This window comes from Ilyobacter polytropus DSM 2926 (assembly GCF_000165505.1).
GTDB lineage: Bacteria > Fusobacteriota > Fusobacteriia > Fusobacteriales > Fusobacteriaceae > Ilyobacter > Ilyobacter polytropus.
In genome coordinates this window covers 1,986,780-2,013,667 of record NC_014632.1, presented here as the reverse complement: position 1 = coordinate 2,013,667, position 26,888 = coordinate 1,986,780, and the positions used below count along the sequence as shown (strand labels likewise).

Annotated in this window: 21 protein-coding genes, 13 tRNA genes and 2 rRNA genes; 23 read left to right on the top strand and 13 right to left on the bottom strand. The window is 37.7% G+C overall.

Translation table 11 applies throughout. From position 1 onward, the window contains the following. Positions 1–79: 79 nt before the first annotated feature. The 14 genes from ILYOP_RS09605 to ILYOP_RS09540 all read left to right on the top strand — a co-directional run bounded on the left by ILYOP_RS09605 (position 80) and on the right by ILYOP_RS09540 (position 4,956). Entirely contained in the window at positions 80–2,245 is a 2,166-nt protein-coding gene (locus ILYOP_RS09605) for an ATP-dependent helicase (protein WP_013388313.1), read from the top strand. After that, a complete protein-coding gene (locus ILYOP_RS09600; RefSeq protein WP_013388312.1) occupies positions 2,223–2,966 on the top strand; it encodes a PD-(D/E)XK nuclease family protein in 744 nt (247 codons plus the stop codon). The genes ILYOP_RS09605 and ILYOP_RS09600 overlap by 23 nt, the downstream gene beginning before the upstream one ends. Before the next feature lie 36 nt (positions 2,967–3,002). Continuing rightward, positions 3,003–3,090, top strand: a tRNA-Leu gene (locus ILYOP_RS09595). 14 nt (positions 3,091–3,104) lie between these two features. Beyond that, positions 3,105–3,181 (top strand) — tRNA-Met (locus ILYOP_RS09590). 6 nt (positions 3,182–3,187) lie between these two features. Then, positions 3,188–3,263, top strand: a tRNA-Gly gene (locus ILYOP_RS09585). Between the two features lies 1 nt (position 3,264). Then, a tRNA-Lys gene (locus ILYOP_RS09580) sits at positions 3,265–3,340 on the top strand. A gap of 6 nt (positions 3,341–3,346) precedes the next feature. Continuing rightward, positions 3,347–3,423: transfer RNA gene (locus ILYOP_RS09575), tRNA-Arg, on the top strand. 5 nt (positions 3,424–3,428) lie between these two features. Then, positions 3,429–3,505 (top strand) — tRNA-Ile (locus ILYOP_RS09570). 5 nt (positions 3,506–3,510) lie between these two features. After that, positions 3,511–3,585, top strand: a tRNA-Glu gene (locus ILYOP_RS09565). Between the two features lie 4 nt (positions 3,586–3,589). Beyond that, positions 3,590–3,675, top strand: a tRNA-Ser gene (locus ILYOP_RS09560). A 3-nt stretch (positions 3,676–3,678) separates the two neighbouring features. Continuing rightward, a tRNA-Phe gene (locus tag ILYOP_RS09555) sits at positions 3,679–3,754 on the top strand. A 5-nt stretch (positions 3,755–3,759) separates the two neighbouring features. Next, positions 3,760–3,835: transfer RNA gene (locus ILYOP_RS09550), tRNA-Val, on the top strand. Between the two features lie 26 nt (positions 3,836–3,861). Then, a tRNA-Asp gene (locus ILYOP_RS09545) sits at positions 3,862–3,938 on the top strand. Between the two features lie 106 nt (positions 3,939–4,044). Continuing rightward, the gene (locus tag ILYOP_RS09540; protein WP_013388311.1) at positions 4,045–4,956 is read left to right on the top strand and encodes a DMT family transporter; all 912 of its coding nucleotides are present in this window, start codon (positions 4,045–4,047) and stop codon (positions 4,954–4,956) included. A 53-nt stretch (positions 4,957–5,009) separates the two neighbouring features. Here ILYOP_RS09540 and ILYOP_RS09535 read toward each other — a convergent pair whose 3' ends face one another. From ILYOP_RS09535 to ILYOP_RS15520, 3 genes are all read right to left on the bottom strand, one after another. Beyond that, entirely contained in the window at positions 5,010–5,519 is a 510-nt protein-coding gene (locus ILYOP_RS09535) for a hypothetical protein (RefSeq protein WP_013388310.1), read from the bottom strand. A gap of 68 nt (positions 5,520–5,587) precedes the next feature. Beyond that, a complete protein-coding gene (locus tag ILYOP_RS09530; protein WP_013388309.1) occupies positions 5,588–6,331 on the bottom strand; it encodes a YaaA family protein in 744 nt (247 codons plus the stop codon). Between the two features lie 50 nt (positions 6,332–6,381). Continuing rightward, complete coding sequence (locus ILYOP_RS15520; protein WP_013388308.1) at positions 6,382–6,825, bottom strand: Smr/MutS family protein; 444 nt, start codon at positions 6,823–6,825, stop codon at positions 6,382–6,384. An 849-nt stretch (positions 6,826–7,674) separates the two neighbouring features. Between ILYOP_RS15520 and ILYOP_RS09520 the strand changes: the two genes are divergently transcribed. After that, on the top strand, positions 7,675–8,538 hold the full coding sequence (locus ILYOP_RS09520; RefSeq protein ID WP_013388307.1) for an HD-GYP domain-containing protein: 864 nt from the start codon (positions 7,675–7,677) through the stop codon (positions 8,536–8,538). A 112-nt stretch (positions 8,539–8,650) separates the two neighbouring features. On the opposite strand, the gene ILYOP_RS09515 is transcribed toward ILYOP_RS09520, so the two are convergent. Continuing rightward, positions 8,651–10,003, bottom strand: a complete 1,353-nt coding sequence (locus tag ILYOP_RS09515) for an MATE family efflux transporter (RefSeq protein WP_013388306.1) — start codon at positions 10,001–10,003, stop codon at positions 8,651–8,653. A gap of 321 nt (positions 10,004–10,324) precedes the next feature. Between ILYOP_RS09515 and ILYOP_RS09510 the strand changes: the two genes are divergently transcribed. From ILYOP_RS09510 to ILYOP_RS09500, 3 genes are all read left to right on the top strand, one after another. Continuing rightward, positions 10,325–10,738, top strand: coding sequence for a hypothetical protein (locus ILYOP_RS09510; RefSeq protein WP_013388305.1), 414 nt, complete (start codon positions 10,325–10,327; stop codon positions 10,736–10,738). A 14-nt stretch (positions 10,739–10,752) separates the two neighbouring features. Continuing rightward, complete coding sequence (locus tag ILYOP_RS09505; protein ID WP_013388304.1) at positions 10,753–11,118, top strand: hypothetical protein; 366 nt, start codon at positions 10,753–10,755, stop codon at positions 11,116–11,118. 112 nt (positions 11,119–11,230) lie between these two features. Continuing rightward, positions 11,231–12,598, top strand: coding sequence for an MATE family efflux transporter (locus ILYOP_RS09500; RefSeq protein WP_013388303.1), 1,368 nt, complete (start codon positions 11,231–11,233; stop codon positions 12,596–12,598). 88 nt (positions 12,599–12,686) lie between these two features. On the opposite strand, the gene hcp is transcribed toward ILYOP_RS09500, so the two are convergent. From hcp to ILYOP_RS09465, 7 genes are all read right to left on the bottom strand, one after another. Further along, on the bottom strand, positions 12,687–14,417 hold the full coding sequence (gene hcp / locus ILYOP_RS09495) for a hydroxylamine reductase (RefSeq protein WP_013388302.1): 1,731 nt from the start codon (positions 14,415–14,417) through the stop codon (positions 12,687–12,689). Between the two features lie 83 nt (positions 14,418–14,500). Further along, entirely contained in the window at positions 14,501–14,953 is a 453-nt protein-coding gene (locus ILYOP_RS09490) for a deoxycytidylate deaminase (RefSeq protein WP_049774889.1), read from the bottom strand. Positions 14,954–15,048: 95 nt separating this feature from the next. Further along, complete coding sequence (aroE, locus tag ILYOP_RS09485; protein ID WP_013388300.1) at positions 15,049–15,861, bottom strand: shikimate dehydrogenase; 813 nt, start codon at positions 15,859–15,861, stop codon at positions 15,049–15,051. Positions 15,862–15,958: 97 nt separating this feature from the next. Further along, on the bottom strand, positions 15,959–16,195 hold the full coding sequence (locus ILYOP_RS09480; protein WP_013388299.1) for a hypothetical protein: 237 nt from the start codon (positions 16,193–16,195) through the stop codon (positions 15,959–15,961). A 232-nt stretch (positions 16,196–16,427) separates the two neighbouring features. Continuing rightward, the gene (locus ILYOP_RS09475) at positions 16,428–17,216 is read right to left on the bottom strand and encodes an ATP-binding cassette domain-containing protein (protein ID WP_245546523.1); all 789 of its coding nucleotides are present in this window, start codon (positions 17,214–17,216) and stop codon (positions 16,428–16,430) included. 215 nt (positions 17,217–17,431) lie between these two features. Next, complete coding sequence (locus ILYOP_RS09470) at positions 17,432–18,130, bottom strand: GTP-binding protein (protein ID WP_013388297.1); 699 nt, start codon at positions 18,128–18,130, stop codon at positions 17,432–17,434. Continuing rightward, positions 18,130–19,350 carry an ABC transporter substrate-binding protein gene (locus ILYOP_RS09465; RefSeq protein WP_013388296.1) on the bottom strand — a complete coding sequence of 407 codons (1,221 nt, stop codon included), beginning with the start codon at positions 19,348–19,350 and terminating at the stop codon, positions 18,130–18,132. Before ILYOP_RS09465 ends, ILYOP_RS09470 begins: the two co-directional genes overlap by 1 nt. Positions 19,351–19,573: 223 nt before the next feature. On the opposite strand from ILYOP_RS09465, the gene ILYOP_RS09460 reads away from it, so the two are divergent. Continuing rightward, a complete protein-coding gene (locus ILYOP_RS09460; protein ID WP_013388295.1) occupies positions 19,574–20,251 on the top strand; it encodes a Crp/Fnr family transcriptional regulator in 678 nt (225 codons plus the stop codon). 504 nt (positions 20,252–20,755) lie between these two features. Here the strand turns inward: ILYOP_RS09460 and ILYOP_RS09455 are convergent. Together ILYOP_RS09455 and ILYOP_RS09450 are read right to left on the bottom strand one after the other, a co-directional pair. Continuing rightward, on the bottom strand, positions 20,756–21,349 hold the full coding sequence (locus ILYOP_RS09455; protein ID WP_041921261.1) for a LysO family transporter: 594 nt from the start codon (positions 21,347–21,349) through the stop codon (positions 20,756–20,758). Between the two features lie 18 nt (positions 21,350–21,367). Next, complete coding sequence (locus ILYOP_RS09450; RefSeq protein ID WP_013388293.1) at positions 21,368–21,640, bottom strand: LysO family transporter; 273 nt, start codon at positions 21,638–21,640, stop codon at positions 21,368–21,370. 383 nt (positions 21,641–22,023) lie between these two features. Between ILYOP_RS09450 and ILYOP_RS09445 the strand changes: the two genes are divergently transcribed. From ILYOP_RS09445 to ILYOP_RS09430, 4 genes are all read left to right on the top strand, one after another. Further along, positions 22,024–23,545 (top strand): 16S ribosomal RNA (locus tag ILYOP_RS09445). Between the two features lie 56 nt (positions 23,546–23,601). Then, positions 23,602–23,678: transfer RNA gene (locus ILYOP_RS09440), tRNA-Ile, on the top strand. 7 nt (positions 23,679–23,685) lie between these two features. Next, positions 23,686–23,761: transfer RNA gene (locus tag ILYOP_RS09435), tRNA-Ala, on the top strand. 140 nt (positions 23,762–23,901) lie between these two features. Then, positions 23,902–26,833, top strand: a 23S ribosomal RNA gene (locus ILYOP_RS09430). Together the 16S and 23S rRNA genes with 2 tRNA genes alongside form the textbook arrangement of a ribosomal RNA operon. Positions 26,834–26,888 lie beyond the last annotated feature (55 nt).

Here is a 26,888-nt window from a genome sequence, read left to right as displayed (position 1 = left end):
GTATTATCTTTGAAAGTTGCCAATTACAATAATATTCAATATAATTCAAATATGATCTCGAGAAAAAAGGGAGTTCTTTATGAATATAGACTACAGGGAAGAACAGAAAAAAATATTAGAGTACCGAGAGGGAAGACTTGGAATACCAGCAGTCCCTGGTGCAGGGAAAACTTTCATCCTAAGCCATCTAGCGGCGAAACTCATAGATAAAGAGCTGAAGGATGGAGAGGAGATATTAATACTAACATACATGAACTCCTCTGTTATAAACTTTAAAAACAGAATAAGTGAAATATTAAGCTCTGAAACAAATTTTAAAAACAAATTTCAGGTAATGACCATCCATAAGCTTACCAATGAAATATTGAGGGATAACCTCTATAAAATAGGTCTGTCCAATGAATATAAGACGATAACTAATTCAAATATGTACCATCTTATATCTATGGCCATAAATGACTATAAAAAAGACAATCAAAATGAGATAGATTATTTCATAGAGACTTCTGAAATATCAGAAAAATCACACAAAAAATGGAATGATGAGCTAATAAGAATAATTTTGAGGCTTATATCAAAGGTTAAAAACTTAAGCATCTCTCCTGAAAGACTTCACAGTGAAACTAAAAAATACGCAAAGGGAAGCCTTCTAAAAATAGCTGGAGAGGTGTACATGCGGTACGACAAACTCTGTAAAAGAGAGGGATTTTTAGACTATGATGACTTACTATATCTGTGCCACAAAATACTCAGTGAAGATGCTGAACTCTGTGAAAGTTATAAAAATAAGTTTAAGTATATATTTGAAGATGAGGCTCAGGACAGCAACTATCTTCAGAATAAGATACTAAAACTTATAAGCAACGGAAACTTAGTAAAGGTAGGGGACTTGAATCAGAGTATTCTTTCTACCTTTACATCATCATCACCCAAATTGTTTAAAAGCTTCTTAAAGGCAAACCCTGTGACAGAGATGTTTACAGCAGGCAGAAGCAGCCGTGAAATTTTAGATTTGGCCAATTTTTTTGTAGATTATGTGAGGAGAGAGCACCCTCTGAAAGAGGCTAGATCTGCCCTTGCAGAGCAGATGATTAAAGAGGTGGACAAGGGAAGTTCACCTTACAATCCCAAGGTTGATACCTATGGTATAAAAACATTTATAGAGGAAACAGAGGATAAAGAGCTAGAGAGGATGGGGAGCTTTATAGAGGCCTTTTCAAAGAAGTATCCCGATAAAAAAGCTGCAGTGCTTTTTCCCAAAAACTTTCAGATAGAAAAGGCGGGAAGAGTCCTAAAAAGAAAGCAGGTAAAATTTCAGGTACTTGCGGATATATCGGAAAATCTTTTAGAAACCCTTGAATTCATGGGAGATCTGTTGGCCTTCCTCTCTAAACCCTTTGACAACAGGAGGCTTATAACTCTCATCCAGGGGCATCTTATGGAGGGTATAGAGGGAAAAGAGTTTCAGGAATTTATACCTTATCTCAAAGGAATAAACTTGGAAAATATTTTTTACAGAAGAAACGATCTTAATATACCTGAAAAATTCACAACTGCATCATGGTGGATAAATTTTGAGAAAAATATAAAAAAACTAAAGTTACTTTTGGAGTTTCCACAAAACTCTCTGGAAAAACTGCTGCTATTTATAGGGGATATTTATTCTTTTGAAGCAGATCAACTTCTTCTCATAGAAAAAATATCTTTGGATTTAAAAAGAATATTTAAATTAAATCCCAGGTGGACCTTATTTGACCTGTCTTTGGAGATGAAAAAAAGCAGGGGAAGTGAATTCACTTATTTAGCAAAGGCAGTGGAATCAGAGACTGAAGAGTTGCCGAAAGAGAAATACAATATAACTCTTACCACTTATCATAAGAGCAAAGGAATGGAGTGGGACATGGTCTGGTTGTTCAATGTAAATTCAGACAGTTTTCCAGTTTATCTTTCCGACAATGACTATGGCAGGCAGCAGTATCTGAAGGAGCCATATGTTTATCCGGGCGACTATCTAGAGGATGAGTTCAGAAAGACATTTATAAATAAAAAGTATGAAAACATAACCCTAAAGAGAAAAAGTGAGAGAATATCAGAGAGTATAAGGTTGCTTTATGTGGGAATCACCAGAGCAAAAGAGTACCTGGTTATAAGCTGCAACGGAGACTCTGATATATTTTATTTTAGAGAAATCAACAAATTAATAGAAGAGGGGCAGAAAAGATATGAGAGACGTAAGAAAGGATAAAAATTTTCTATACACTCAGAGTTCTATAGTTACATTTATGCAGTGCCCGTTAAAATTCAGATACAGATATTTTGACGGACTTTACGGATCAGATGACGAAACATTAAAAGGTAGTTTTGAAAAAGGAAACAAATTTCATCTTCTTGCTGAAAGATATTTTAAGGAAATAGATACAGATGTAAATTATATTAAAGAAAAAGAGCTTAAAGAACTTTTTGAAAAACTTAAAGAGAAATATCCGATAGAGGCTAATTGTAGATATTTTTCAGAATATGAAATAAGAGAAAATGCTGAAAAAATAAGATTGATGGCAAGGTACGATCTTATAATATTGAAGCCAAACGGCAGGGTGCAGATAGTTGATTTTAAAACAAACAAGAGAAAGATTTCTAAGAAGAGTATAGAGGAATCCCTTCAGACAAAAATATATCTTTATTTGTTGAAAGAAAACTATAAATCTGTATTTGAAAATATTCGAAAAATAAAAAATATTGAGATGATCTATTATCAGACGGAATATTCTGAGGAAAATTTCACTGTAAAATATGATGATGAACTTCACGAAAAAAACAAAAGCTTTCTAAGTGAAACCATTGAAAACATTGAAGTTTTTAATTTTGATGAATATGAAAAAAAGGAAGTAAATCACTGCAAGGTATGTGAGTTTAAAAATTTTTGTTGGAAAAATAAAAAAAGTGTTGACGACACTTTGTATTTATGATATTATTATTCCTGTCCTCAAGGGACAAAAATAAACGCCTGGGTGGCGGAACTGGTAGACGCACAGGACTTAAAATCCTGTGACCTCTAGGGTCGTGCGGGTTCGATTCCCGCCCCAGGCACCATACAAATTTCATAGCGCGGGGTAGAGCAGTCTGGCAGCTCGTCGGGCTCATAACCCGAAGGTCGTAGGTTCAAATCCTGCCCCCGCCACCAAAACATGCGGGAATAGCTCAGTTGGTAGAGCGTCAGCCTTCCAAGCTGAATGTCGCGAGTTCGACCCTCGTTTCCCGCTCCATGCGTCACTAGCTCAGTTGGTAGAGCACACGACTTTTAATCGTGTTGTCACAGGTTCGATCCCTGTGTGACGCACCATAATATGTGCCTGTAGCTCAGCTGGATAGAGCAACGCCCTTCTAAGGCGTGGGTCAGGAGTTCGAATCTCTTCAGGCACGCCATTTATGGATCCATAGCTCAGTTGGTTAGAGCACTCGGCTCATAACCGAGTGGTCGCTGGTTCGATTCCAGCTGGATCCACCACTCATGCCCCGTTCGTCCATCGGTTAGGACACCAGATTTTCACTCTGGAGAGAGGAGTTCGATTCTCCTACGGGGTACCATAATGGAGGATTAGTCTAATTGGTAAGGCACCGGTCTTGAAAACCGGCGGTGTAAAAGCCATGAGAGTTCGAGTCTCTCATCCTCCGCCATATGCCCAGATAGCTCAGTCGGTAGAGCAGGGGACTGAAAATCCCCGTGTCGGTGGTTCGATTCCGCCTCTGGGCACCACCAAAGGTCGCATAGCTCAGTTGGGAGAGCACCTGCCTTACAAGCAGGGGGTCACAGGTTCAAGTCCTGTTGCGACCACCATATTTTTTTATAGATATATACCTAATGGGGGTGTAGCTCAGATGGTTAGAGCACCGGCCTGTCACGCCGGGGGTCGCGAGTTCGAGTCTCGTCACTCCCGCCATTATTTGAACCGTTTAGGTTCTTTTTTTTATTTTTTGAAAAAGATATCTTTTGATATAAAGTTGATGTAAAATAAGGTACAAAATAAAAAGGACAGGTGATATTGAGTGACTCTAAAGAAACATCACGGTATTATTATGGGGATTTTGGCTTGTTTTTTGTGGTCTAGTGCCTTTGCATGGGTCAAAATAGGATTTAAGTATGTGCCCGCACCCCTTACATTTGCAGGGATGAGGTTTACTTTGGCTGGAATTATTCTTATTCCATTTTGCTGGAGGAAAAATTTATTTGTTCTTCTGGCAACTCATAGAAAAGTAATAACCTATGTAGCCCTTTTAAATGTCGGTATAGGATATGCTCTTTATTATACGGCTATGAAATATGTGAGCGGAGCCACTGCTGCTATAATAATAGGTACCGGTCCTCTTATAACTGCTGTGATGACTCATTTTATAATGGACAACGATAGAATGGACAGGATGAAGTTTATGAGCATACTTTTGGGAATTCTGGGTATAGGGGTTATAATTTTAAATACCAAGCCTGTAACTCCTGTGGGCAGAAAAGAGGCCATGGGCATATTTCTGCTTTTGATGAACTCATCTCTTTCTAGTTATGCCAACATAAAGGTCGCTCAGATAAAAGGGGGAATTGATGGAAGATTTCTTACTTCTAACCAGATGCTTTGGGGAGGTTCTATGCTACTTTTGATGGGTCGGATTTTTGAACAGAGTTACAATATCGAAGTTTTTAATCTTCCCAAAGAATTTTATATGAGTCTTTTATGGCTTGCCTTTGTTTCTGCTGCTGCATTCTCCCTTTGGTTTATTGCAATACAGATAGAGGGAATGAAAGTTTCTGAATTAAATATGCTAAAATTTATAATACCAGTTTTAGGAGCTGTGATCAGCTGGAACTTGCTTCCAGAAGAAAGTCCAAATTTTATAAGTGTACTTGGAATGATCTTAGTATTTACTTCGCTTATCGTGTATAACATCAATAATAAAAAGAGTGCTTAGCACTCTTTTTTTGTTATAAGCATTATTTAGTATTTAGATTTTTGTTTTTTTAGTTATTCCTTCATTATATTCAATATCTCATTGTCCCAATATTCGAGAATTAACTGAGAATTAATCATCGTATTATTTTTATCGAGTGTATCAATTCCCTTTAGAAATACAGTTGTTTTATTATCTGGAAAAAAGGTGACTGAATTACCACGTAGACTTATACTTCCGAGATTAATATTGATAGGATCTTTCGATACTGGATTTCCCATTGTTTTTTCTAAAGTTTCATAGATTTTTTTGATATCATCTCTTTCAACACTGGAAGAATCAAAAATTACTTCGATTTTGTAAAGAGTTTCATTTTTAAGATGAAATTTATACGAATTTATTTTTTCTTTTGGATTTTCCTTAGAAAGAATTTTTGTATCCTGAAGATAATTAAGATCCTCCCCTATACCAGGAAAAGACATGAGTATATCAAATTCTCCGTCCTTCCATTTGAGAGATGGAAAGTCTGTGATAGCAAATGTAAATGTGTATACGGTCAAAAATAAAAACAATAATTTTTTCATTTATTCCTCTTTCTGTAAGCAGTATTTTGTTCCAAAAATTTAGTTTCAAGAGAAAATCACATAAAAATCTATCTGGTAAATACGTATTTGGTTTCTGAGGACAGCTCTTTGTTAAATGAATATCCATCCTTGTCAAAAAGTTTTATCTCTTCTGGAAGGCTTAATTTTTTTCTTATTATATAGTCTGTCATTATTCCCCGGGCTTTTTTTGCATAGGTACTTATAGAGGAGTACTTATTATTTCTAAATTCCTTGAATTCAATATCGATGACAGTATGCTTAAATTTTTTTTTATCAATCATCTTTATATATTCAGATGAAGCCAGGTTAATTAAAAATTCTTCATCTCCATCTTGGAAAATTTGTACTAACTTTTCTGCAATAAAATCTTTCCAGTAGTCATAAAGGGAGAGCTCTTTAAAAATTTTCATGGTGGGATCTAGCCTATAGGGGAAAATCAGATCAAAGGGAGATAATATTCCGTAAAATGCCGACAGAATAATAAGATGCTCATTTAGAAAACTTAACTCATCTTTTGAATAAGTTTCATATTCTATTTCTTTGAATACAGTCCCGGTATATGCTGAAATTGCTTTTTTAGAAAAGTTATCCTCAAAATTTTGAATATTCAGATAAGTCTTTTCCAGTAGATTTCCCTTGAGTTTCATAGTTTTAGACAGCTCACCTTTAGAAAAAGTTTTCAGCTTTTCCAAAATTTTATTTGTTTTTTTATTTAAAGAAACTGAGTTAGAAATTTCAATAGTCTCAGAATCAAAATCCATTGTTTTGCTAGGAGATATAACTAAGATCATTTTTCTACCATCCTTTTAATTTATAAAAAATTTACTAAGGTGAGTACGTCCTATTTTGCCAGGTAAACCTCGTGGTTTTTCTTGAAAAAACTTTCTAGCTCACCTTTTTTTACAAGAGATTTCACTGTGGCTAAAATTTCCCTGTTAGTATATTTTTTAAAGAAGTTTCCCTTTATCTTATCCAAGGATTTTGGATTTTCCCTGCAAAATTCTAGAATATCTTTTGAAATTTCATTTTTCATCTGTGGTATGGCCTTAACAGGTACGACAAATGTAACCCCTGGGTTGGCATTAATGGTAAATTTCAAAGAACTTTTATTTTCTAGTAGAAATTTCCGCAGTCTTTTTTTTATGACACCTCCTTCACCATGGGAGCCGTATCCGTGAATAACCTCTATACTTCCTCTGTAGCCGTTTTTATAAAGCTCATTATATTTAGTTATAAAAAATCTGATGGCGTCATTACAGGTCATATTGTGAAGGTCTATAACCATGAGATCCCTCCTGTTTTGATAAGGTATTTTATTTGTTATTTTATTTTAACATATTATCATAAAATTAAAAGATTCGTCTTTACTTAAATAATATAAGTTGCTGGCTTTATTTCAAATTAAAGCATTGGATTTATCCAAAGTTCCGTTACTTTTCCTTGATGAAAAGTAACCAAAAATCAAGGCCTGTGAAAAATAAGCTAAATGCCTTCGGAAATCTAAGTAAAAATCAAAACTCGCTTTGCTCAAACAGTTGATTTTTTCTAGAGATTTCTCTCAGTCATTCTTAACGCTGATTTTATCAATGGCCAAGTAGATCAAAAGATTTTTAATATTATAAATCTAAACATAGCTATAGGAGTATTTTTTATTTTTTTTGAATTTCAAGTCGCAGGGCTTATACAGGAAAGAACCTGCGCTCAGCCGTCCTACAGAATAAGTTCCGCAGGGAACCGAGGACTGTAGCTTACAAAGGCGATAAAAGAAATATCTACTTCCTAGACATTTGAAAATTCTTGAACTTTTGGTTACTTTTCTTTCAAGAGAAAAGTAACAGGTTCAAATAAAGTCAGTAATTTATAAAAAATTATTTCAAGCACCAATTCCAGTTAACTAAGGAGTCCATTAGAGGATTATAAAAATAATAGCTTAGCTTAAAAGGAATTAATTAAAATTAAAAGTAAGTATATTTAGTCTGATACTAAATTTAATGAATGAATATATATTTCAACAGAGAGGTGTTTATATGCTAGATATAAATTCTATGCTGGTTATGGTGGGACTTTTATTTCTGTTTTTAGGAACATTTAATTATTTAAAAATTTTAAAAAGGTAAATTTTATAAGTAAGGTTATGAAGACAGAGGTTAATCACTATATGTACCTCACAGTTTTCGGTCTTTTGATTTCTTTTATTTTTTCATACATGTTCGAACTAGTATATCTCTTTCTATCACAGCCAGAAAACACACTTGGTCTAAACATGATTTCATTGTTGCTTTTTATAGGTGGTTTCTTTGTCTATATAATATTATTGATATTGGGAAAAACTTTTTTTTCCATAGAATCCTTTCACTTAGAAATGGTAAGTGGACTAGTGGGGGTAGTTGAACTGAGGGACAATTATACCAGTGGTCATTCTCAGCATGTGGCCGATTTGGTAGAAGCTATATATGATAATCTTCCTGAAAAATGGAAATCTAGTATAGTAAAGAGTGATCTCATACAGGCAGCCCTCCTTCACGACATAGGAAAAATACTTGTTCCAAGAGAGATTCTCAACAAAAGAACTCCCTTGGATGAAGATGAGTATGACCAGATCAAAAAACATGTGGAGTACGGAAGTCGTATTTTAGAATCTTTTGAAGTCTTTGACAAGATTCTGCCTTGGATCAAGTATCACCATGAGAGAATCGACGGGAACGGTTATTACCGTCTGAAGTGGGATGAGATTCCTATAGAATCCAAGATTATAGCTGTTGCAGACACTTATTCAGCAGTGACGACAGATAGGATATACAAAGAAAGGGCAACTCACAAAGAAGCCATTGAAATATTAAGAGGAATTTCAGGAAGTCAGTTGGATGGAGAGTTGGTAGAGATCTTTGTAAAGGTAGAGAAGGAAAAACTTGAGAAATTGTCTATAAAATCAGGTTTCAGAACTGAGTTAGAGAAAGAGTATATGATTTTGGCAGCAAGAAATTATTTGGAATATTAAAAGATAAATAGAGAAATTAAAAATAATAGTCTTGTTTATCCAAATAAACAATCTTAAATGATCATTATTATCAATTGAAAGAATAAAAAACAGCCATTAGAACGGCTGTTTTTTATTCTTTATTTTTTTCAATAGAAAAACTCTTCATATTTTTCAGAGTTTTTATCACAAAGATTCCCATTATCATAAATGAGGCTGTGTCTGAAAATGGTCTGCTGAGCCATATTCCATTTATTCCCAAAAGTTTTGGAAGGAAAATAAGGGCAGGAATTATTATTATAATTTTTCTTAGGATACTGAAAATAATAGATCGTTTTGCATCCCCTATAGCCTGGTAGAAATTGGATATAATAATACTTCCAGTAGTAAGAGGGATTACACACAGTCCGAGTCTTAGAGCCGTTTTTCCCACCGCTATAGTTTCTGGGTCATCTACAAAGATTCTCACTATTGTTTTTGGGAAGAATCCTATTATAAAGAGTAAGACTGTTGAAATAATAAAACCGGCATAAAAGGTCAGTTTGAAGGTTTTTATAACTCTTGAATAATTTTTTGCTCCCAGATTGAACCCCACAATAGGCTGCATCCCCTGGGAAAGGCCGATATTGATCATTATAACAAGGGATAATATGGTGGTCATTACTCCAAAGGCTGCAATGGCAGGAGAACCCCCAAAATTTTTAAGCTGATTATTGTATATTCCTGTGACCAGGCTGTTTGACAGCTGGATAAGAGAAGGAGACGCCCCGAGTTTTAGCATATCCAGCATATAGTCTTTTCTGATTTTGAGGTTTTTCAGTAAAAGCTTTATTTTACTTTTTCCGTATATGAAAAAATAAAGGTTGAAGCATGAGGCGAAAGCTGTGGCTAAAAGAGTCGCAAGCCCCGCTCCGAAGGTACCCATGTTTAGGATGTATAAAAATATATAGTCAAGAATGACATTTGTAACTGCACCAATTGCAGAGACCTTCATTGCAAGCTTGGGAAGCCCCTGAGCCCGCACAACTCCATTCAGGCCATAGGTGAAGGACTGGAAATAAATAACTGGGATAAAGACCCGGGCATAACTTACGGCGTATTCTAGGGTATCTTTTGTAGCACCGCTGATATTTAGAAATTTTATCAGAAAAACTTCTTCTATAATGACGATAGAGGTACACATTAAAAGAAACATGAGAACCTGAGTTCCTAGTATCTCCTCTGCTTCATCATTTTTTTTGGCACCGAGTTTTATTGATATGAGGACACTAGATCCCATACCTATGAGTATAGAGGCTGCTACAGAAAGCTGTGCAAAGGGGAAGGTGAGGGTGACACCTGCGAGGGCTTCTGCTCCTAGTCTCTGACCGATAAAAATACGGTCGATTATTGTATAGAGCATGACTATGGTAGAACCTATTATAGAGGGGATGGCAAACTCCACAAGAAGTTTTTTTATATCGCCGGTTTCAAGTTTATTTTTCATAAAAACTCCTTTTTTTGAGTAGTGTTTATATATTAGGTACTTTTAGATTATATGGTACCAGACAATTATAATATAATTTTTGGTAAAACTAAAGACAATAAATTATTTTTTAGGAATTAAATAGACTTATATGTACATAGATAAAAATAAAATATTTTCATCTGAGACTATATCGCAAAATCCCAGTGTCAACAACAACTTCAGAAGTGAAATAGAATAATTATTTCAATACGGAAATGAAGTTTAAAAGAGTATTAGTTGAAGAAAAATGGTTTTTGAAGTATAATGTACTTTCAAGAGTATGAAAATTTTGGAGGAAAAATGAGAAAAAATGTCAGCAAAGATAAACCTAAAGGAAAAGATTTTGGAAAGTTAAAAAAGATGAGAAAGTCTAAGAGGATAGAAGAGACTAAAAAATTTAACGCAGCCACTGAAAACAAAAGGCAAAATGCAGAGGCTAGAAAAGAAAGAAGAGAGAAAAAGGCTGTAGAGGAAAAGGCTCTCAATGTTAAAATTGTAGGGTTCAGAAAAGGGATGCTTTTAGTAGATGTTGAGGGTGAAATAGAGAAAAGAGCCTTTATATTTTCCAGAAAAAAGGTGAGAAAAGATAATTTGTCTAGGAAAATAGGGGACTTCGAAATCAAACTTTATGGAACTAATGTCAAAATAGAGACCCTAGAAGGATATGAAGAGATAAAAGAGCAGCTTATATGGGAATTTGAAGAGATCCTATAAAAAGGAGTAGTGTTATGAAAAAATTAGTTATAAAATGTCCTAAGTGTAAGAAAAAAATGAAAATAATGGATAAACCTGCAAAGTACAGATGCCCTCATTGTAAAGAGGTCTATAAATACACCAAGTCCAAACAGGCGATCAATAAAGTACTCACAATTTTTAAAGATGCAGGCCAGACCATGGTAGATATCAAAAATAACATTAAAAACAAATATAATATGAGTAAAAATACTTATAAATATATGAAACAGGTAAAGAAAAATATGAAAAATAATCCCAACTGGTCAAACTACCACAAGGAACAGCGTGAGATGAAAGATGTCACTGGAGCTAAAAAAGGGTTCAAGGGTTTTATGGATAAGCTGAAAAAGAGAAAATAAATCTAGAACATAAATGATCGTTGTCTTTATAAAAAAATTGTAGGTATCTACCTGCAATTTTTTATTGGGGCGATTTTATTATTGAGTGTATACATATCTAGGAGGCATTTTTATGGATAAAAGAAGAAGGCTAGAAGAGGAAAGTATCCCTAAACTTTTGTGGGAATACTCAATTCCAGCCCTTGCAGGAAGCTTGGTTTACATACTATACAATATAGTGGATCGGATATTTATAAGTTTTGGAGTAGGACGTCTTGCCATAGCGGGACTCAGCATAACCCTTCCGTTGTTTACCCTTATTTTGGCTACGGGACTTTTTGTGGGAATGGGAGGAGGATCCCTTATATCTATAAGTTTAGGGGCCAGAAAGGAAAAATATGCAGAAAAAATATTGGGGAATGCTATAGCTCTCTTTGTGATAATAGGAATTATTTTTTCTGTGACGGGACTGGCTTTTTTAGACGAGATACTAAGTTTATTCGGTGCCACTCCAAATAATATAACTTATGCTAAGAGTTATATGTCAATTATATTTTTTGCAAGTCCTTTTCAGCTTATGTTTATAGGGATGAACCATATAATACGGGGAGAAGGTAACCCAAAAACTGCCATGACCATGAGTATAATCGGCTGTGGCCTAAACATAGTCTTAGACCCCCTGTTTATTTTTGTTTTTGGCATGGGAATAAAAGGAGCGGCATTAGCTACAGTAATCTCCAATGTAATTGCGGCTTTTTTACAGCTGTATCATTTTGTAGGGGGGAAAAGCAAGATAACCTTTAGGGTCGAAAATCTGAAACTAGATTTCACAGTGATAAAAGAGATTGCCAGTATAGGGGTGGCACCATTTATAATGCAGATGTCAAACTCCATAGTGGTTATTTTTATAAATAAAAATCTAAATATATATGGTGGGGACATAGCCATTGCTGCCTTTGGGATAATCAACAGTCTAAGTACACTATTTTTTATGCCGTTAGTTGGGATATACCAGGGTAGTCAGCCTATACTTGGGTTCAATTATGGAGCCGGGATATATACCAGGGTAAGAGAGGCATACAAAATATCCTTAAAAACCGCTTTATTAGTATCTGCGACAGGGTTTATTATGGCTATGTTTATTCCGAATATTCTCATAACCCCCTTTATAAAAAATGATCCCGAACTTTTTATTCTTACAGAAAACGCTCTCAGGATATTTTTTAGTATGGTTCTTTTTATGGGTTTTCATACAATAGGAGGTAGTTATTTTCAGGCAGTTGGCAAGGCAAAGATTACAACACTTATAAATATGCTTAGGCAGTTTGGGCTTATGCTTCCTATGTTATATTTTCTGCCAAAATATTTTGGCTTAAAGGGAGTTTGGATGGCGGCTCCTGTGACAGATTTTATTTTAGCTGTATTCACCTCTTATTTTGTTTTTTCAGAATTCAAAAGGCTGAAAGAGTTGCCTGTCACTTCAAAAGAACAAGAGATATGACAAAAAGACCTTCCCGAAACGGGAAGGTCTTTTTTTAGGGAGGGTAACGCTAAATATATTTACATAAATAGAAATTTGCTTTTTATAATTAGTTTCCTAAAAACATTTTTATATCTTCGTCTACACTTGAGATACCGCCGATACCAAAGTTCTCCACAAGAACATTCACGATATTTGGTGAAAGGAATGCAGGTAGTGTAGGTCCTAAGTGGATATTTTTAACTCCAAGGTGTAAAAGAGCTAGCAGTACAATTACAGCTTTCTGCTCATACCATGCAATGTTGTAAGCAATAGGTAATTCATTTATATCATTAAGTTCAAATACTTCTTTTAATTTAAGAGCTATAAGTGCAAGTGAGTAAGAGTCGTTACACTGTCCTGCATCTAATACTCTAGGTATTCCTCCGATATCTCCAAGCTCAAGCTTGTTGTATCTGTATTTTGCACAACCAGCCGTTAGTATAACAGTATCTTTTGGAAGTTTTTCAGCAAATTCAGTATAGTAATCTCTTGATTTCATTCTTCCGTCGCATCCAGCCATTACAAAGAACTTTTTGATAGCTCCTGATTTTACAGCTTCTACTACTTTATCAGCTAGTGCAAAGACTTGGTTGTGGGCAAATCCACCGACGATTTCTCCAGTTTCGATCTCAGTAGGAGCAGCGCATTTTTTAGCAAGTTCTATAACATTTGTAAAGTCTTTACTTCCGTCAGCTTTTACAGCTACTCTGTCCCATCCAGGGAACCCAGCAGCATTTGTAGTGAATACCTTGTCTGCATATTTAGCTCCATCTTTCGGAGGAACGATACAGTTTGTTGTAAATACAATTGGGCCGTTGAAAGCCTCAAATTCTTCTTTTTGCTTCCACCAAGCATTACCGTAGTTACCTACAAAATGGTCATATTTTTTGAATGCAGGGTAGTAGTGAGCAGGTAGCATCTCAGAGTGAGTGTATACGTCTACTCCTGTACCTTCTGTCTGAGCAAGAAGGTCCTCTATATCTCTAAGGTCATGTCCAGAAATAAGGATACCAGGATTTTTTCCAGCTCCGATGTTTACCTTAGTGATTTCAGGGTTACCATATTTAGAAGTGTTTGCTTCATCTAGAAGAGCCATAGCAGCCACTCCGAATTTACCTGTTTCTAGTGTAAGTGCAGTAAGTTCCTCTGCAGTAAGTGAATCATCTTCAGTTGCAAGAAGTGCTTTTTCGATAAAGGCGAATATCTCTGGATTTACTTTACCTAAATTCATAGCATGCTCAGCATAAGCAGCCATACCTTTTAATCCGTATATTATTAATTCTCTCAAAGATCTTACGTCTTCATTTTCAGTACTTTTTACTCCTACTTTAGAAGCGACTTCAAGAGCCTGTGCATCATTTTCATATTTCCAAGTAGTCATTAGGCTGTTTTCGAATTTATCGTCTAATTCTACACCCATTTCCCCTAATTTTGTTTTGATAGTATCTCTTAAAAAAAGACCTTTTTTGATCTCAGCTTTTACAGCTTCATCATCAAAGTTCGCATTTGTGATAGTAATGAAAAGTGAATTTATAAGATATCTGTTTAATTCATTGCAAGGTTTTTCCTCTCCGCAAGTTTCTCCACCTTTGGCTTTTCTCACCTGTGAACTGTAGTTTGCTATACCTTTAGCTGTAAATATAAGAAGATCCTGAAAGTTTGAAGTTGAAGGCTGTTTTCCGCAAACTCCTACTTTCGAACATCCTACTCCACCTGCTGCTTCTTGACATTGAAAACAAAACATTTCCATTTCTTTATTTTCCCCCTTTTTAAACATTTTTTTAAGCATATCTATCATTATTGTTTACCTCCTAAGCAATCTTTATTACAATCTTATTATAGTTATAAAAAAAGAAAAAGTCGGTAACATTTGTTACCAACTTAAATATCTTCTTCTTTAAATGATATTTCAATCTTTATTTCTGATAAGTTGAGTTTTCTGTAGACTACTCCGCTAGAATCAAACATCATCTTAGAAGCCTTATTTGAATCTGTTCCGTCATATTTATCTGAGAGAAAAACTACCTCTTTTATCCCGCTCTGTATTATGGATTTGGCACACTCGTGACACGGGAAAAGACCCACATATATTGTGCAGTCAGAAAGCTTTTTTATGCTGTTTAGGATTGCATTTTGTTCGGCATGCATTACAAATGGGTATTTTGTTTCGAGAAACTCCCCCTCTCTGTCCCAAGGGAAATTATCATCTGAACATCCTTTGGGAAAACCATTGTACCCCACCCCTACAATCTTATTTTCCTTGTTTACAATACAAGCCCCCACCTGGGTACTAGGATCTTTACTCCTTTTTGCTGAAAGTAGAGCTATGCCCATGAAATATTCGTCCCAGCCGATATAATCTTCTCTTCTTTTTTTCACGGATCGACCTCCAGTTTAATTTTTATAAAATACTCTTATTTAACTTAAAATTATAGTTTTTTGTATACGATACTGTGCGTATCCTCGTATACGGAATCAAAATTCTCTAATTTTTTATCAAACCATATTTCCTGTGCCTTTACAGCCTGGCCCACGAGCATATACAGTCCATTCTCTCTGTTAGTTGCATAGGAAAGAAAAAGAGTTTCTTCAGGATTGTATATCAGGTCCACTGCACTTAAAAAATTTTCAACGACTTTCTGGTCTACCGGAGATTTGCCAGAGTTTGGATACATTCCCACAGGAGTCGTATTGACAATGAGCTCTCCTTTTAAATTTCTCAGTTCATCATAGGAGATCGTTGTTAATTCTTTAAAGTCAGAGAATTCCTTTCTAGCTTTTTCAGGAGATCTTGATACCAAACTCACAGAGCTTTTTAAATCTAATAAAGATTTAATAACAGCCCTGGCAGAACCTCCTCCTCCTAAAACTACAGATTTTTGGTCTTTTAATGACAAGTTCATTTTTTCAAGAGTGAATCTAAATCCCCAGTAGTCGGTGTTAAATCCTGTAAGTTTACCGTTTTTCATGGTGATGGTATTTACAGCCCCTATACCCTTGGCCTCATCAGAAAGTTCATCAAGATATTTCATGACCTCCTGTTTATATGGGATGGTGACATTGACACCACTTATCTCACCGCTTCTTATCTTGTTCATGATTTCAGGAATTTCCTCTTTAGATAACTCAATCAAATCATACTGAGCATTTATACCCAGTTCCTTGAATATTAGCCTGTGTATTTCCGGAGAAAAGCTGTGACTTAATTTTTCTCCCAGCAGGCCGAATTTTTTGATTTCCATCCATATCCCCCCCGAGTTAATATTTTACATTGTAGCTTAAATACATATCTATTAAAAGGGTAAAATAAAAAAAAGCCGACCGAAGTCAGCTTTTTGATTATTTTCCTGCTGCCATTATGTTTGTAGCGTCAAAGGCGTGGCAAGGAGTAACTGCATAGGTCATACCACAGCTAGGACATTTGTATTCAAATGTATCCATGGTGATAGAATCTCCGCAGTCGATACACTGAATCTCAGCAGGGATAGGCATAAGCTGCTCGCTGAACCCCATCATTCTCAATTTTTCCACTACCTGTTTTCCGTTTTCAAACTTTCCAGAACATCCGTCGTGCATATTTTATACCTCCAAATAATTATTTTTTAAATAAGAAATCTATGCTGCCAACTGGTGACAGACTTTGTCTCTGAAGAGCAGAGAATAATTCTAAAAGCCGGTTGTTTTTCAAGAGAAAGCCACATCTGATTTTTTTCACATTTGCGGCGTCTCTGTCTAGACGACTTTTAATCATATTTCCGGTTCAGTATTTTATCTGTCCACACAACTGGCAGCATGATCAAATTTGTAACTAAAGTTCTAACTTATGACCGTGCCTTAATTTCTCTCTCATACCCTGTATGACATTGTCTAGTTTTGTAAGCTCGTGAAGGATATCTCTCTCTTCTGAGATTATATCCATGACATCATGGATTCCTCCGTTTTTGATGACGATTCTCTTGTCTCCCATGAGAGCCAAAAGAGGGTCGTGAGTTGCCATGAGGACTATTTTTTCCTCTCCAACAAGCAGATCTAGGGCTTTTTTTCTGTCTATTCCGGCATTTTCTATCTCATCTATAAGGACTATAGGAGAAGTACTTAAAATAGCCGTATCTGCGATCATAAGGGCTCTCGACTGTCCGCCGCTTAGACTTGTTATAGGGGTTTCTTTTTTAAATTTTTCTCCTGCAAGTTCATTGGCTTTATCAAAGATCTTGTTTATGACATCTTCTTCATCTTCTACCATTCTACTTTTGGCGTGAAGTTCTAAAAACTCAAAGACAGTTAGGTCCATTACGAAGTTCATGTTTTGAGACAACTGAGCAACGAGTTTGTTTCCAGAAGAAAATCTTGAAGTTTTGTCTATACCTTCACCGTTTATAAGGATGCTTCTTTTTGTAGGCGTGTCTCCCTGAGCTCCCCATTCTATATCAGCTAAAAGTCTGCTCTTTCCGCTGCCTGTAGGTCCTACGATGGAGATAATTTCACCTTTTTTGATAGTCAGCTTCTCGAAGCTCTCTTTTTCCCCGTGTTTGTTGTAGCCGGCCACGATTGTAAGTTCGTTTATTGTATTTTCTCCTATACCTAGAAACTCTATCATCTGGTTGGCAAAAGATACCACTCCTTCTAATATTTCTTCTGGGTTTATGGCCTTTTCTTCAAGAGTTTCCTCGTCAAGAGAGTTGAGTAACTCAGGAAGTGTTCTCTGATCTTTTTCATCTATATCCACCAGATTATCTGTCAGAAATTCTGAGATAAAAGGATATTTTTCTAAGAGATGTTCAATTGTTTTTACTTCTAAATAATTTCTACTTATCATTTTTTATCCTCCAAATCTATTTTTCTGACGTTACCCATCTGATGTTCCTCACCGATTCTTGTTTCACCAAGACAGTAAGAACAAAGAGCAGAAGGCATTGAGAATCTAAGTTTCTTTCCCTTTAGTGTATCTAATTCTTCATCTTTTTCATAAATAAGACCTGCAAATTCATAGGCTCCCTGACCTGTGAGTGCATTTACATGCATAGTCACTGCCTTAGGATTTACCGAGTTTACTCTAGAGGCAAATACCTCTCTTTCGGCTTGGGATACGATATCTCCCTTTGTGATTACCACTACATCTGCAGTTTTGAGCATAGGACCTATTTTTTTAGGTGTGTTGATACCGCTCAGGTTATCGATTACACACACAGCCTTTATCTCCTGTATATAAGGAGAACATCTGTTACAAAGTCCCGCACTTTCAGTGATAAGAAGGTCTACTCCCTCTTTTATTCCCCACTGAACTACCTCTTCTATGTTACTAACAAAATAATGGTCCGGGCAGAGGGATCCTGAAAGTCCTTTTTTCACAGGGACACCTATTTTTTCATACAGGATGTCGTCATCTGTATAGAGGCAGTCAAATTTTACTACTCCCACTTTAATTCCTTTTTGCTTTAAGCTTTCTATTGTTTTTATGATTAATGATGTTTTTCCCGATGATGGTGGTCCAGATACTGTTACTAAATTCATTATTTTACCTCCTCTGCACCTTGGAAGAATATCTCTTCACAATGCTTAAGTATTGCGCCAATATCATTTTGATAGATGTAGTCCCATCCTACCCACATGAATTTTTTATCTCCAAGATTATTTTCTACAGTTGGGTTTACACTTGGGAAAAGACCCTGGTGAGAAAGAATTTTTCCTATTTTTTCTCCTGCAAAGAACTCTGCAAGTCCCTTTAATTCTTCTTCTTTTTCTTCTTTTGTAAGCATGAATATAGGAGAGATTGCAGCTCCATCTTCTGGCCATTGGGCAGCCATAGGTCCGTCTTCTTTTATCATCTTCGTAAAGAAGTAAGGCATGATAGTAACTACAGGCTTGTTTACTTTCATCTTGTCAGATTTTACCATCTGAGAAGGGTGCAGATTCTGAAGAAGTGTTCTTCCTAGTTGCTTTACTGCGTCTTCTCCGTACTCTTTATATATGCTTATAAGGATTGCGTTAAACAGATCAAAGTCAGATATAGGAAGACTTACTGATTTCTCAAATGCAGGGTCTAGAAGATCCTTCCAAGATTTCGGGAAAGGTCTGTCTCCTAGTTCCTCTTTATTTACAAGAAAAACAGCTGGCACAACAGCAAGCATTGAGTAATCTCCCTCTGGGTCTTTTAATGAGATTTTTTCATTATTGAAATCTTTATTATATTCATTTACTCCTGTTATATCCTTAAATATTTTATCTTTTTTAAATTTTCCCATAAGTTCCTCTTCAAAGAAAAGGTCAAATCCAGCAGAGATGAATACATCTGCTAATTTTTCAGGGTGGTTTGCTTTTATTACATCTTCTTTCAGCCAATCAAGACCTTGAGAAGCAGCCTTTAGTTCGTGATTTACAACTGCCTCGGGATTTTCTTTTTGAAATTCTGTCATAGCCTCTAAAAGAGGTATTCTTACAGGACAAGGAAGAAGTCCCATTACACTTATTCCATCTTCTTTTTTTATGCTTTCGTTAAGAGTTATATCTGCCGAATCTCTGTTTTGTGATATGATCTCTTCTAACATTTCAATAAATGTGTCACTGCTTAGTTTCTTCATAGAAAGAGCAAGTTTAAGGGATATTTTACCGGCTTTATCTCTTACCTCTGCCTTGTCTAAATCTTTAAATCCCTTTGATGTAAAAAAATCTATAGTTTCTGGATATTTTTCTATTATTTCTTTTAAATTCATTTTTTCATTGATATATTTCATCTTGTTCCTCCTTTGGGAAACTCCCGTGCTTTACTTTATGGATTAATTATAATAAACTTTAGTAGAAATCTCGGTAACATATGTTACATTATTAAAAATAAGATTTTTAATTTGTTTCTTAAAATTTTCTTTTTAATGGTGAGGACCGCTTACTCCTTACATAGAGATTATGTGGTATATTTTATCAAATATCAAGACAGTTATTAAAAAGGGAGAGTATCTGATGAATGAAATTTACAATAAACTGATGAAAACGACACTTTTCAATGGGATACCATTAGGGGAGATAGATAAAAAACTTTCTGTAAGAAAGTATAAAATAAAAAAATATAAAAAAGGTGAGACAGTTGCCTTTAGGGGCGATGAGATAGACGGACTTTATATAAATATAAAAGGTGAACTAAATCCTGAGATGATGAAACATTCTGGTGAGACAAGAAAAATAGGAAATTTAGACGAGGGACAGATTATTGCCAGTGCCTTTATATTTGGAAAGAAGTTTGAATTTCCAGTAGACCTTCTGGTAGAGAAAGACTGTGAAATATTCTATATATCAAAGAATGAACTTATGGAGCTTATGATAGATGATAAAAAAATTCTTAAAAACTTTCTTGATGAGATAAGTAACAAGGCTCAGTTTCTTTCAACAAAAGTTTGGAACGCTTTCAATAATAAGAGTATAAATGAAAAACTTATAAACTATATTTTAAAGAATGAAAAGAATGGGGAGTTTTTATTCAAACCTTCTCTAAAGGACGTAGCCAATTTATTTGGAGTTGCTAGACCTTCTCTTTCAAGAGTTATAGGGGAGTTCGTAGATGAAGGGATACTAGAAAGAATAGGAAGAAGCAAATATAGGGTTCTAGATATTGACATGCTAGAGGAGAAAAGGGAGTTCTGATTTTGTTTTATTTTTTTATAAATGAATTACTGACTTTATCCAAAGTTCCGTTACTTTTCCTTGATGAAAAGTAACCAAAAATCAAGGCCTGTGAAAAATAAGCTAAACAACCTTGAAAATCCAAGAAAAACTCGAAACTCGCTGCACTCAGACAGTCGATTTTTTCTAAGGATTTTACTGCGGTTATTCTTAACGCTTATTTTATCAATGGCCAAAAACTTAAAAACCCTTTTTGAGTGAGTAAACTTTGATAAACCTTTGCGCTTATTTCTTATAGATAGATCATACGGTTTTATATTTTTTGAATTTTCAAGTTGCAGGGCTTATACAGGAAAGAACCTGCACTCAGCCGTCCTACAGAATAAGTTCCACAGGGAACCGAGGACTGTAGCTTACAAAGGCGATAAAAGAAATATCTACTTCCTAGACATTTGAAAATTCTTGAACTTTTGGTTACTTTTCTTTCAAGAGAAAAGTAACGGAACTTTGGAGAAATTCAATACTTTAATTAAACCCAATTATAAGAGGAACCAGTAAAGGAACCAAAGAGCTTAATATTACACCGGTAAAAAAAGAGATTACAGCGGTATTTGAAGAAGTGCTTTTTGTGATGACTGGGAGAAGTGTATCCATAGAAGTTGCACCTGCAGCAGCTATAGTTTCATTGTGTCCGATATATTTTCCTATAAATGGAATAAAAAGAAGTGAGGTTATCTCTCTAAAGACATTGCTAAGAAAAGCGACACTTCCTAGTTCGGCACTGTGTTTTGACAGTTCAATAGCAGAAAGAGAGTACCATCCTAGTCCTGCACTTATGGCAGAACTTTCTGCTATACTGAGATCCGTTATGAAGCTAGAGATGACTCCTCCTGCAAGACTTCCTGAAATTATGGCCAAAGGTAATAAAAGTATTTTATATCCAAATTTTTGGAGCTCTGTAAAAATATTTTGATTTTTTCCCATATCAATTCCAACAAAAAAAAGCAGCATACAAAGTCCGATATCAATTAAACTATCTATATTATTTATTATAAAAGTGTTTTTAAATAAAATTCCCATAAGAATTCCAAAAATAGTAGAGGCTCCTACCTGAATTATCATAAATCTGACTCCTTTTTATTTTTTTATGTTTCTGCATAGAATTTTTACAAAAAGTACACTGAAAAAAATACATAAAGATGAGATAATTAAAGATTTTATTCCTATATTACTAAAATTCTTAATGATATCTTTATTAGCACCTATTTTATATCCCATTATTCCCAAAAGAAAAAGAAGGCAGATATTTTGAAAAGCTGAAAGCCTGTTTTCTAGTTTTTCAGGAAAAAGTTTTTTACTTCCCATTATATATCCAAATAAAATAATTGCTATGTAAAAAATTATACGCACAATGAAGACCTCCCAATTCTTACTGAAAAAATGATTAATTTTAAAAGTTAAGGTTCTTTTGATACTTTTTAACAGATTAAATTATATCATATAGAAAGTAGATATTATAAGTGTTTAAATATGTTTTTATAGAAGACAGGGAATTTCTGATTAAAACTTATTAAAAAAAAATCAAAAAGTAATTGACGTATAATTGAAGTTATGTTATTATACTTCCTGTCCGCAAGATATCAGTAAACGGCGGATGGAAAGAAAAAAACAGGACATTAGCAATTAAATAGAGAAGGAAGTCAAAATCGTCATCATAGATGACAAAGAAGTCCAAACAAGATTTGGACACAGTTAGGTGTTAATAATCTCGCAAGAGATTTAAATAAACTTTTTGAATGAAGAGTTTGATCCTGGCTCAGGATGAACGCTGACAGAATGCTTAACACATGCAAGTCGACTGGAATTCACCTTCGGGTGATAGTACGGTGGCGGACGGGTGAGTAACGCGTAAAGAACTTGCCCTCTAGACTGGGACAACTGTTGGAAACGACAGCTAATACCGGATATTATGGAACTGCGGCATCGCGGAACTATGAAAGGCTATATGCGCTAGAGGAGAGCTTTGCGTCCCATTAGTTAGTTGGTAGGGTAATGGCCTACCAAGACGATGATGGGTAGCCGGCCTGAGAGGGTGATCGGCCACAAGGGGACTGAGACACGGCCCTTACTCCTACGGGAGGCAGCAGTGGGGAATATTGGACAATGGACTAAAAGTCTGATCCAGCAATTCTGTGTGCACGATGAAGGTCTTCGGATCGTAAAGTGCTTTCAGGTGGGAAGAAGAAAGTGACGGTACCACCAGAAGAAGCGACGGCTAAATACGTGCCAGCAGCCGCGGTAATACGTATGTCGCAAGCGTTATCCGGAATTATTGGGCGTAAAGCGCGTCTAGGCGGCCTTTTAAGTCTGATGTGAAAATGCGGGGCTCAACTCCGTATTGCGTTGGAAACTGGAAGGCTAGAGTATCAGAGAGGTGGGCGGAACTACAAGTGTAGAGGTGAAATTCGTAGATATTTGTAGGAATGCCGATGGGGAAGCCAGCTCACTGGATGAATACTGACGCTAAAGCGCGAAAGCGTGGGGAGCAAACGGGATTAGATACCCCGGTAGTCCACGCCGTAAACGATGATCACTAAGTGTGGGGGGTCGAACCTCCGTGCTCAAGCTAACGCGATAAGTGATCCGCCTGGGGAGTACGTACGCAAGTATGAAACTCAAAGGAATTGACGGGGACCCGCACAAGCGGTGGAGCATGTGGTTTAATTCGACGCAACGCGAGGAACCTTACCAGCCCTTGACATCCCAAGAACTAGGCAGAGATGCTTAGGTGCCTTTTCGGAGGAACTTGGTGACAGGTGGTGCATGGCTGTCGTCAGCTCGTGTCGTGAGATGTTGGGTTAAGTCCCGCAACGAGCGCAACCCCTATCGTATGTTACCATCATTAAGTTGGGGACTCATGCGAGACTGCCTGCGACGAGCAGGAGGAAGGTGGGGATGACGTCAAGTCATCATGCCCCTTATGGGCTGGGCTACACACGTGCTACAATGGACAATACAGAGGGTCGCGATCCCGCGAGGGGGAGCCAATCTCAGAAAGTTGTTCTTAGTTCGGATCGCAGTCTGCAACTCGACTGCGTGAAGTTGGAATCGCTAGTAATCGCGAATCAGCAATGTCGCGGTGAATACGTTCTCGGGTCTTGTACACACCGCCCGTCACACCACGAGAGTTGGTTGCACCTGAAGTAGCAGGCCTAACCCGTTTACGGGAGGGATGTTCCTAAGGTGTGATTAGCGATTGGGGTGAAGTCGTAACAAGGTATCCGTACGGGAACGTGCGGATGGATCACCTCCTTTCTAAGGAGCACAGACGACCTTCTCTATTTATTTGGTAGTGTTCTCATTACTAAAACGCGTTCGTAGCTCAGGTGGTTAGAGCACACGCCTGATAAGCGTGAGGTCGGTGGTTCGAGTCCACTCGAACGCACCATAGGTATGGGGATATAGCTCAGTTGGGAGAGCGTCGCACTTGCACTGCGAAGGTCAGCGGTTCGACTCCGCTTATCTCCACCATTTTTTTATGTATGGACATTGGAAACTATATAGTAGAGAAATCAACATAAAATTTTTTTTCTGACGAAATTTTCGAGGATGAATTTATTTCATTCGAAGTAAAAATTGTCAAGAAAGAGAGTTAGCTGATGAACAATTTAGGTTAAGATATTAAGGGCACACGGAGAATGCCTAGGTAACAAGAGCCGATGAAGGACGTGATAAGCTGCGATAAGCTGTGGTTAGCTGCAATTGAGCATTGATCCGCAGATTTCCCAATGGGGCGACCTGCTAGATTGAAGATCTAGCGCGAAAGAGGTAAGTGGGTGAACTGAAACATCTAAGTAACCCGAGGAAAATAAAGTAAAAACGATTCCCTAAGTAGCGGCGAGCGAACGGGGATGAGCCTAAACCAATACAGTGTCAAGGATGTAGCCGTTGCTGTATTGGGGTAGTGGGAAGAACGCCTGGAGAACTACAAGGTATCCGGCAATTTTAAAGACGTAACTGGAAGGAATTGGAAAGTTCCGCCGTAGCGGGTGATAGCCCCGTACAGGTAAACTCTTTAAGTTGTGCGTTCTCTCCCGAGTAGCACGGGACACGTGAAACCCTGTGTGAATCTGCGAGGACCATATCTCGTAAGGCTAAATACTCTTGTTAACCGATAGTGAATAGTACCGTGAGGGAAAGGTGAAAAGAACCCCGGGAGGGGAGTGAAATAGAACCTGAAACCGTGTGCTTACAAGCGGTCAGAGGTCTTCGGACTGATGGCGTGCCTTTTGGAGAATGATCCTGCGAGTTACGATCAGTGGCAAGGTTAAGTATAACGGAGCCGTAGGGAAACCGAGTCTGAATAGGGCGATACAGTCGCTGGTCGTAGACGCGAAACCTGGTGATCTATGCCTGTCCAGGATGAAGCTGTGGTAAGACACAGTGGAGGTCCGAACCCACCGTCGTTGAAAAGCCGGGGGATGAGGTAGGTATAGGGGTGAAAAGCCAATCGAACCAGGAGATAGCTCGTTCTCTCCGAAATGCATTTAGGTGCAGCCTTAAGCGTTCAACTATGGGGGTAGAGCACTGAATGGTCTAGGGGGCGTACCGCTTACCGAAATCAATCAAACTCCGAATACCATAGTTCTAGAGCTTAGGAGTGAGACTATGGGTACTAAGATCCATGGTCAAAAGGGAAACAGCCCAGACCACCGACTAAGGTCCCTAATTATAGCTAAGTGGGAAAGGAGGTGGAGATTCTGTAACAACCAGGAGGTTGGCTTAGAAGCAGCCATACCTTTAAAGAGTGCGTAATAGCTCACTGGTCGAGAGTCTCTGCGCCGACAATGTAACGGGGCTAAGCTATAAACCGAAGTCGTGGAATTCAACTTTTAAGTTGGATTGGTAGGAGAGCGTTCTGTAGGCCGTTGAAGGGGAACTGATAAGGGACCCTGGAGGTATCAGAAGTGAGAATGCAGGAATGAGTAGCGAGAAAGGGGGCGAGAATCCCCCTCGCCGGAAGAACAAGGGTTCCAGGGTAAAGTTTGTCTTCCCTGGGTAAGCCGGGACCTAAGCCGAGGCTAGATTGCGTAGGCGAATGGAAAGCAGGTTAATATTCCTGCGCCGGTTATAGTTTGTGATGGAGGGACGCAGAAGGGTATGCGCGCATGGCGACGGTTGTCCATGTGCAAGCATGTAGGGTGACTTGGTAGGAAAATCCGCCAGGTTATATCTGAGGTGTTACGCGGAGTCTTCGGACGAAGGTGCAAATCCCACGCTGTCGAGAAAAGCTTCTAAACGTTAAATTATAACCGCCCGTACCCGAAACCGACACAGGTGTTCAGGGTGAGAAACCTAAGGCGTACAGGCTAACTCTCGCTAAGGAACTCTGCAAAATGGCCCCGTAACTTCGGGAGAAGGGGTGCCACTGATTGTGATAGTTACAAGCGAACTAAAGCGATTGGTGGCCGCAGTGAAGAGTCTCAAGCAACTGTTTAGCAAAAACACAGGTCTATGCTAAGCTGAAAGGCGATGTATATGGGCTGACACCTGCCCAGTGCCGGAAGGTTAAGAGGAGGAGTGAGAGCTCCGAATTGAAGCCCCGGTGAACGGCGGCCGTAACTATAACGGTCCTAAGGTAGCGAAATTCCTTGTCGGGTAAGTTCCGACCTGCACGAATGGTGTAATGACTTGAGAGCTGTCTTGGCGGGAGGCCTGGTGAAATTGTACTACCGGTGAAGATACCGGTTACCTGCAGTAGGACGGAAAGACCCCATGAAGCTTTACTGTAGCTTGGTATTGGGTTTTGGCATTACGTGTATAGGATAGTTGGGAGACTATGAAGGCATGGCGCTAGCTGTGTGTGAGTCGCTGGTGGAATACCAACCACGTAATTTTGAAATTCTAATCTGTGCTTTGTACGCATGGAGACAGTGCTAGGTGGGCAGTTTGACTGGGGCGGTCGCCTCCGAAAGAGTAACGGAGGCGTTCAAAGGTTCCCTCAGGTTGGATGGAAATCAACCGAAGAGTGCAATGGCATAAGGGAGCTTGACTGCGAGACTGACAGGTCGAGCAGGTGCGAAAGCAGGACATAGTGATCCGGCGATTCCGAATGGAAGGGTCGTCGCTCAACGGATAAAAGCTACTCTGGGGATAACAGGCTGATTTTGCCCGAGAGTCCATATCGACGGCAAAGTTTGGCACCTCGATGTCGGCTCATCGCATCCTGGGGCTGGAGAAGGTCCCAAGGGTTGGGCTGTTCGCCCATTAAAGCGGTACGTGAGCTGGGTTCAGAACGTCGTGAGACAGTTCGGTCCCTATCCACTGCAGGCGCAAGAGTATTGAAAAGATCTGTCCTTAGTACGAGAGGACCGGGATGGACAAACCTCTGATGTACCAGTTGTCACGCCAGTGGCACAGCTGGGTAGTCACGTTTGGAACGGATAACCGCTGAAAGCATCTAAGCGGGAAGCCAGCTTTGAGATAAGTACTCTGTTCTATATGAACTAAGACACCTTCGAGACTAGGAGGTTGATAGGTTGGGGGTGTAAGGACCGTGAGGTTTTTAGCTGACCAATACTAATATGTCGAAGTCTTAACCTAAATCTACTATATAGTTTTGAATGTCCATGACAGACAAAAGAATATGATATCAATA

What these genes read in the sequence shown, in the direction of transcription:
- ILYOP_RS09520 (WP_013388307.1), top strand. Translation starts at nt 7,675, where the DNA reads ATGAAGACAGAGGTTAATCACTATATGTACCTCACAGTTTTCGGTCTT.
- ILYOP_RS09460 (WP_013388295.1), top strand. Translation starts at nt 19,574, where the DNA reads ATGAATGAAATTTACAATAAACTGATGAAAACGACACTTTTCAATGGG.
- ILYOP_RS09465 (WP_013388296.1), bottom strand. Translation starts at nt 19,350, where the DNA reads ATGAAATATATCAATGAAAAAATGAATTTAAAAGAAATAATAGAAAAA.
- ILYOP_RS15520 (WP_013388308.1), bottom strand. Translation starts at nt 6,825, where the DNA reads ATGGTTATAGACCTTCACAATATGACCTGTAATGACGCCATCAGATTT.
- ILYOP_RS09530 (WP_013388309.1), bottom strand. Translation starts at nt 6,331, where the DNA reads ATGATCTTAGTTATATCTCCTAGCAAAACAATGGATTTTGATTCTGAG.
- ILYOP_RS09490 (WP_049774889.1), bottom strand. Translation starts at nt 14,953, where the DNA reads ATGGGCATAGCTCTACTTTCAGCAAAAAGGAGTAAAGATCCTAGTACC.
- ILYOP_RS09505 (WP_013388304.1), top strand. Translation starts at nt 10,753, where the DNA reads ATGAAAAAATTAGTTATAAAATGTCCTAAGTGTAAGAAAAAAATGAAA.
- ILYOP_RS09535 (WP_013388310.1), bottom strand. Translation starts at nt 5,519, where the DNA reads ATGAAAAAATTATTGTTTTTATTTTTGACCGTATACACATTTACATTT.
- ILYOP_RS09475 (WP_245546523.1), bottom strand. Translation starts at nt 17,216, where the DNA reads ATGATAGAGTTTCTAGGTATAGGAGAAAATACAATAAACGAACTTACA.
- hcp (WP_013388302.1), bottom strand. Translation starts at nt 14,417, where the DNA reads ATGATAGATATGCTTAAAAAAATGTTTAAAAAGGGGGAAAATAAAGAA.
- ILYOP_RS09480 (WP_013388299.1), bottom strand. Translation starts at nt 16,195, where the DNA reads ATGCACGACGGATGTTCTGGAAAGTTTGAAAACGGAAAACAGGTAGTG.
- ILYOP_RS09500 (WP_013388303.1), top strand. Translation starts at nt 11,231, where the DNA reads ATGGATAAAAGAAGAAGGCTAGAAGAGGAAAGTATCCCTAAACTTTTG.
- ILYOP_RS09510 (WP_013388305.1), top strand. Translation starts at nt 10,325, where the DNA reads ATGAGAAAAAATGTCAGCAAAGATAAACCTAAAGGAAAAGATTTTGGA.
- ILYOP_RS09470 (WP_013388297.1), bottom strand. Translation starts at nt 18,130, where the DNA reads ATGAATTTAGTAACAGTATCTGGACCACCATCATCGGGAAAAACATCA.
- ILYOP_RS09515 (WP_013388306.1), bottom strand. Translation starts at nt 10,003, where the DNA reads ATGAAAAATAAACTTGAAACCGGCGATATAAAAAAACTTCTTGTGGAG.
- ILYOP_RS09600 (WP_013388312.1), top strand. Translation starts at nt 2,223, where the DNA reads ATGAGAGACGTAAGAAAGGATAAAAATTTTCTATACACTCAGAGTTCT.
- ILYOP_RS09605 (WP_013388313.1), top strand. Translation starts at nt 80, where the DNA reads ATGAATATAGACTACAGGGAAGAACAGAAAAAAATATTAGAGTACCGA.
- aroE (WP_013388300.1), bottom strand. Translation starts at nt 15,861, where the DNA reads ATGGAAATCAAAAAATTCGGCCTGCTGGGAGAAAAATTAAGTCACAGC.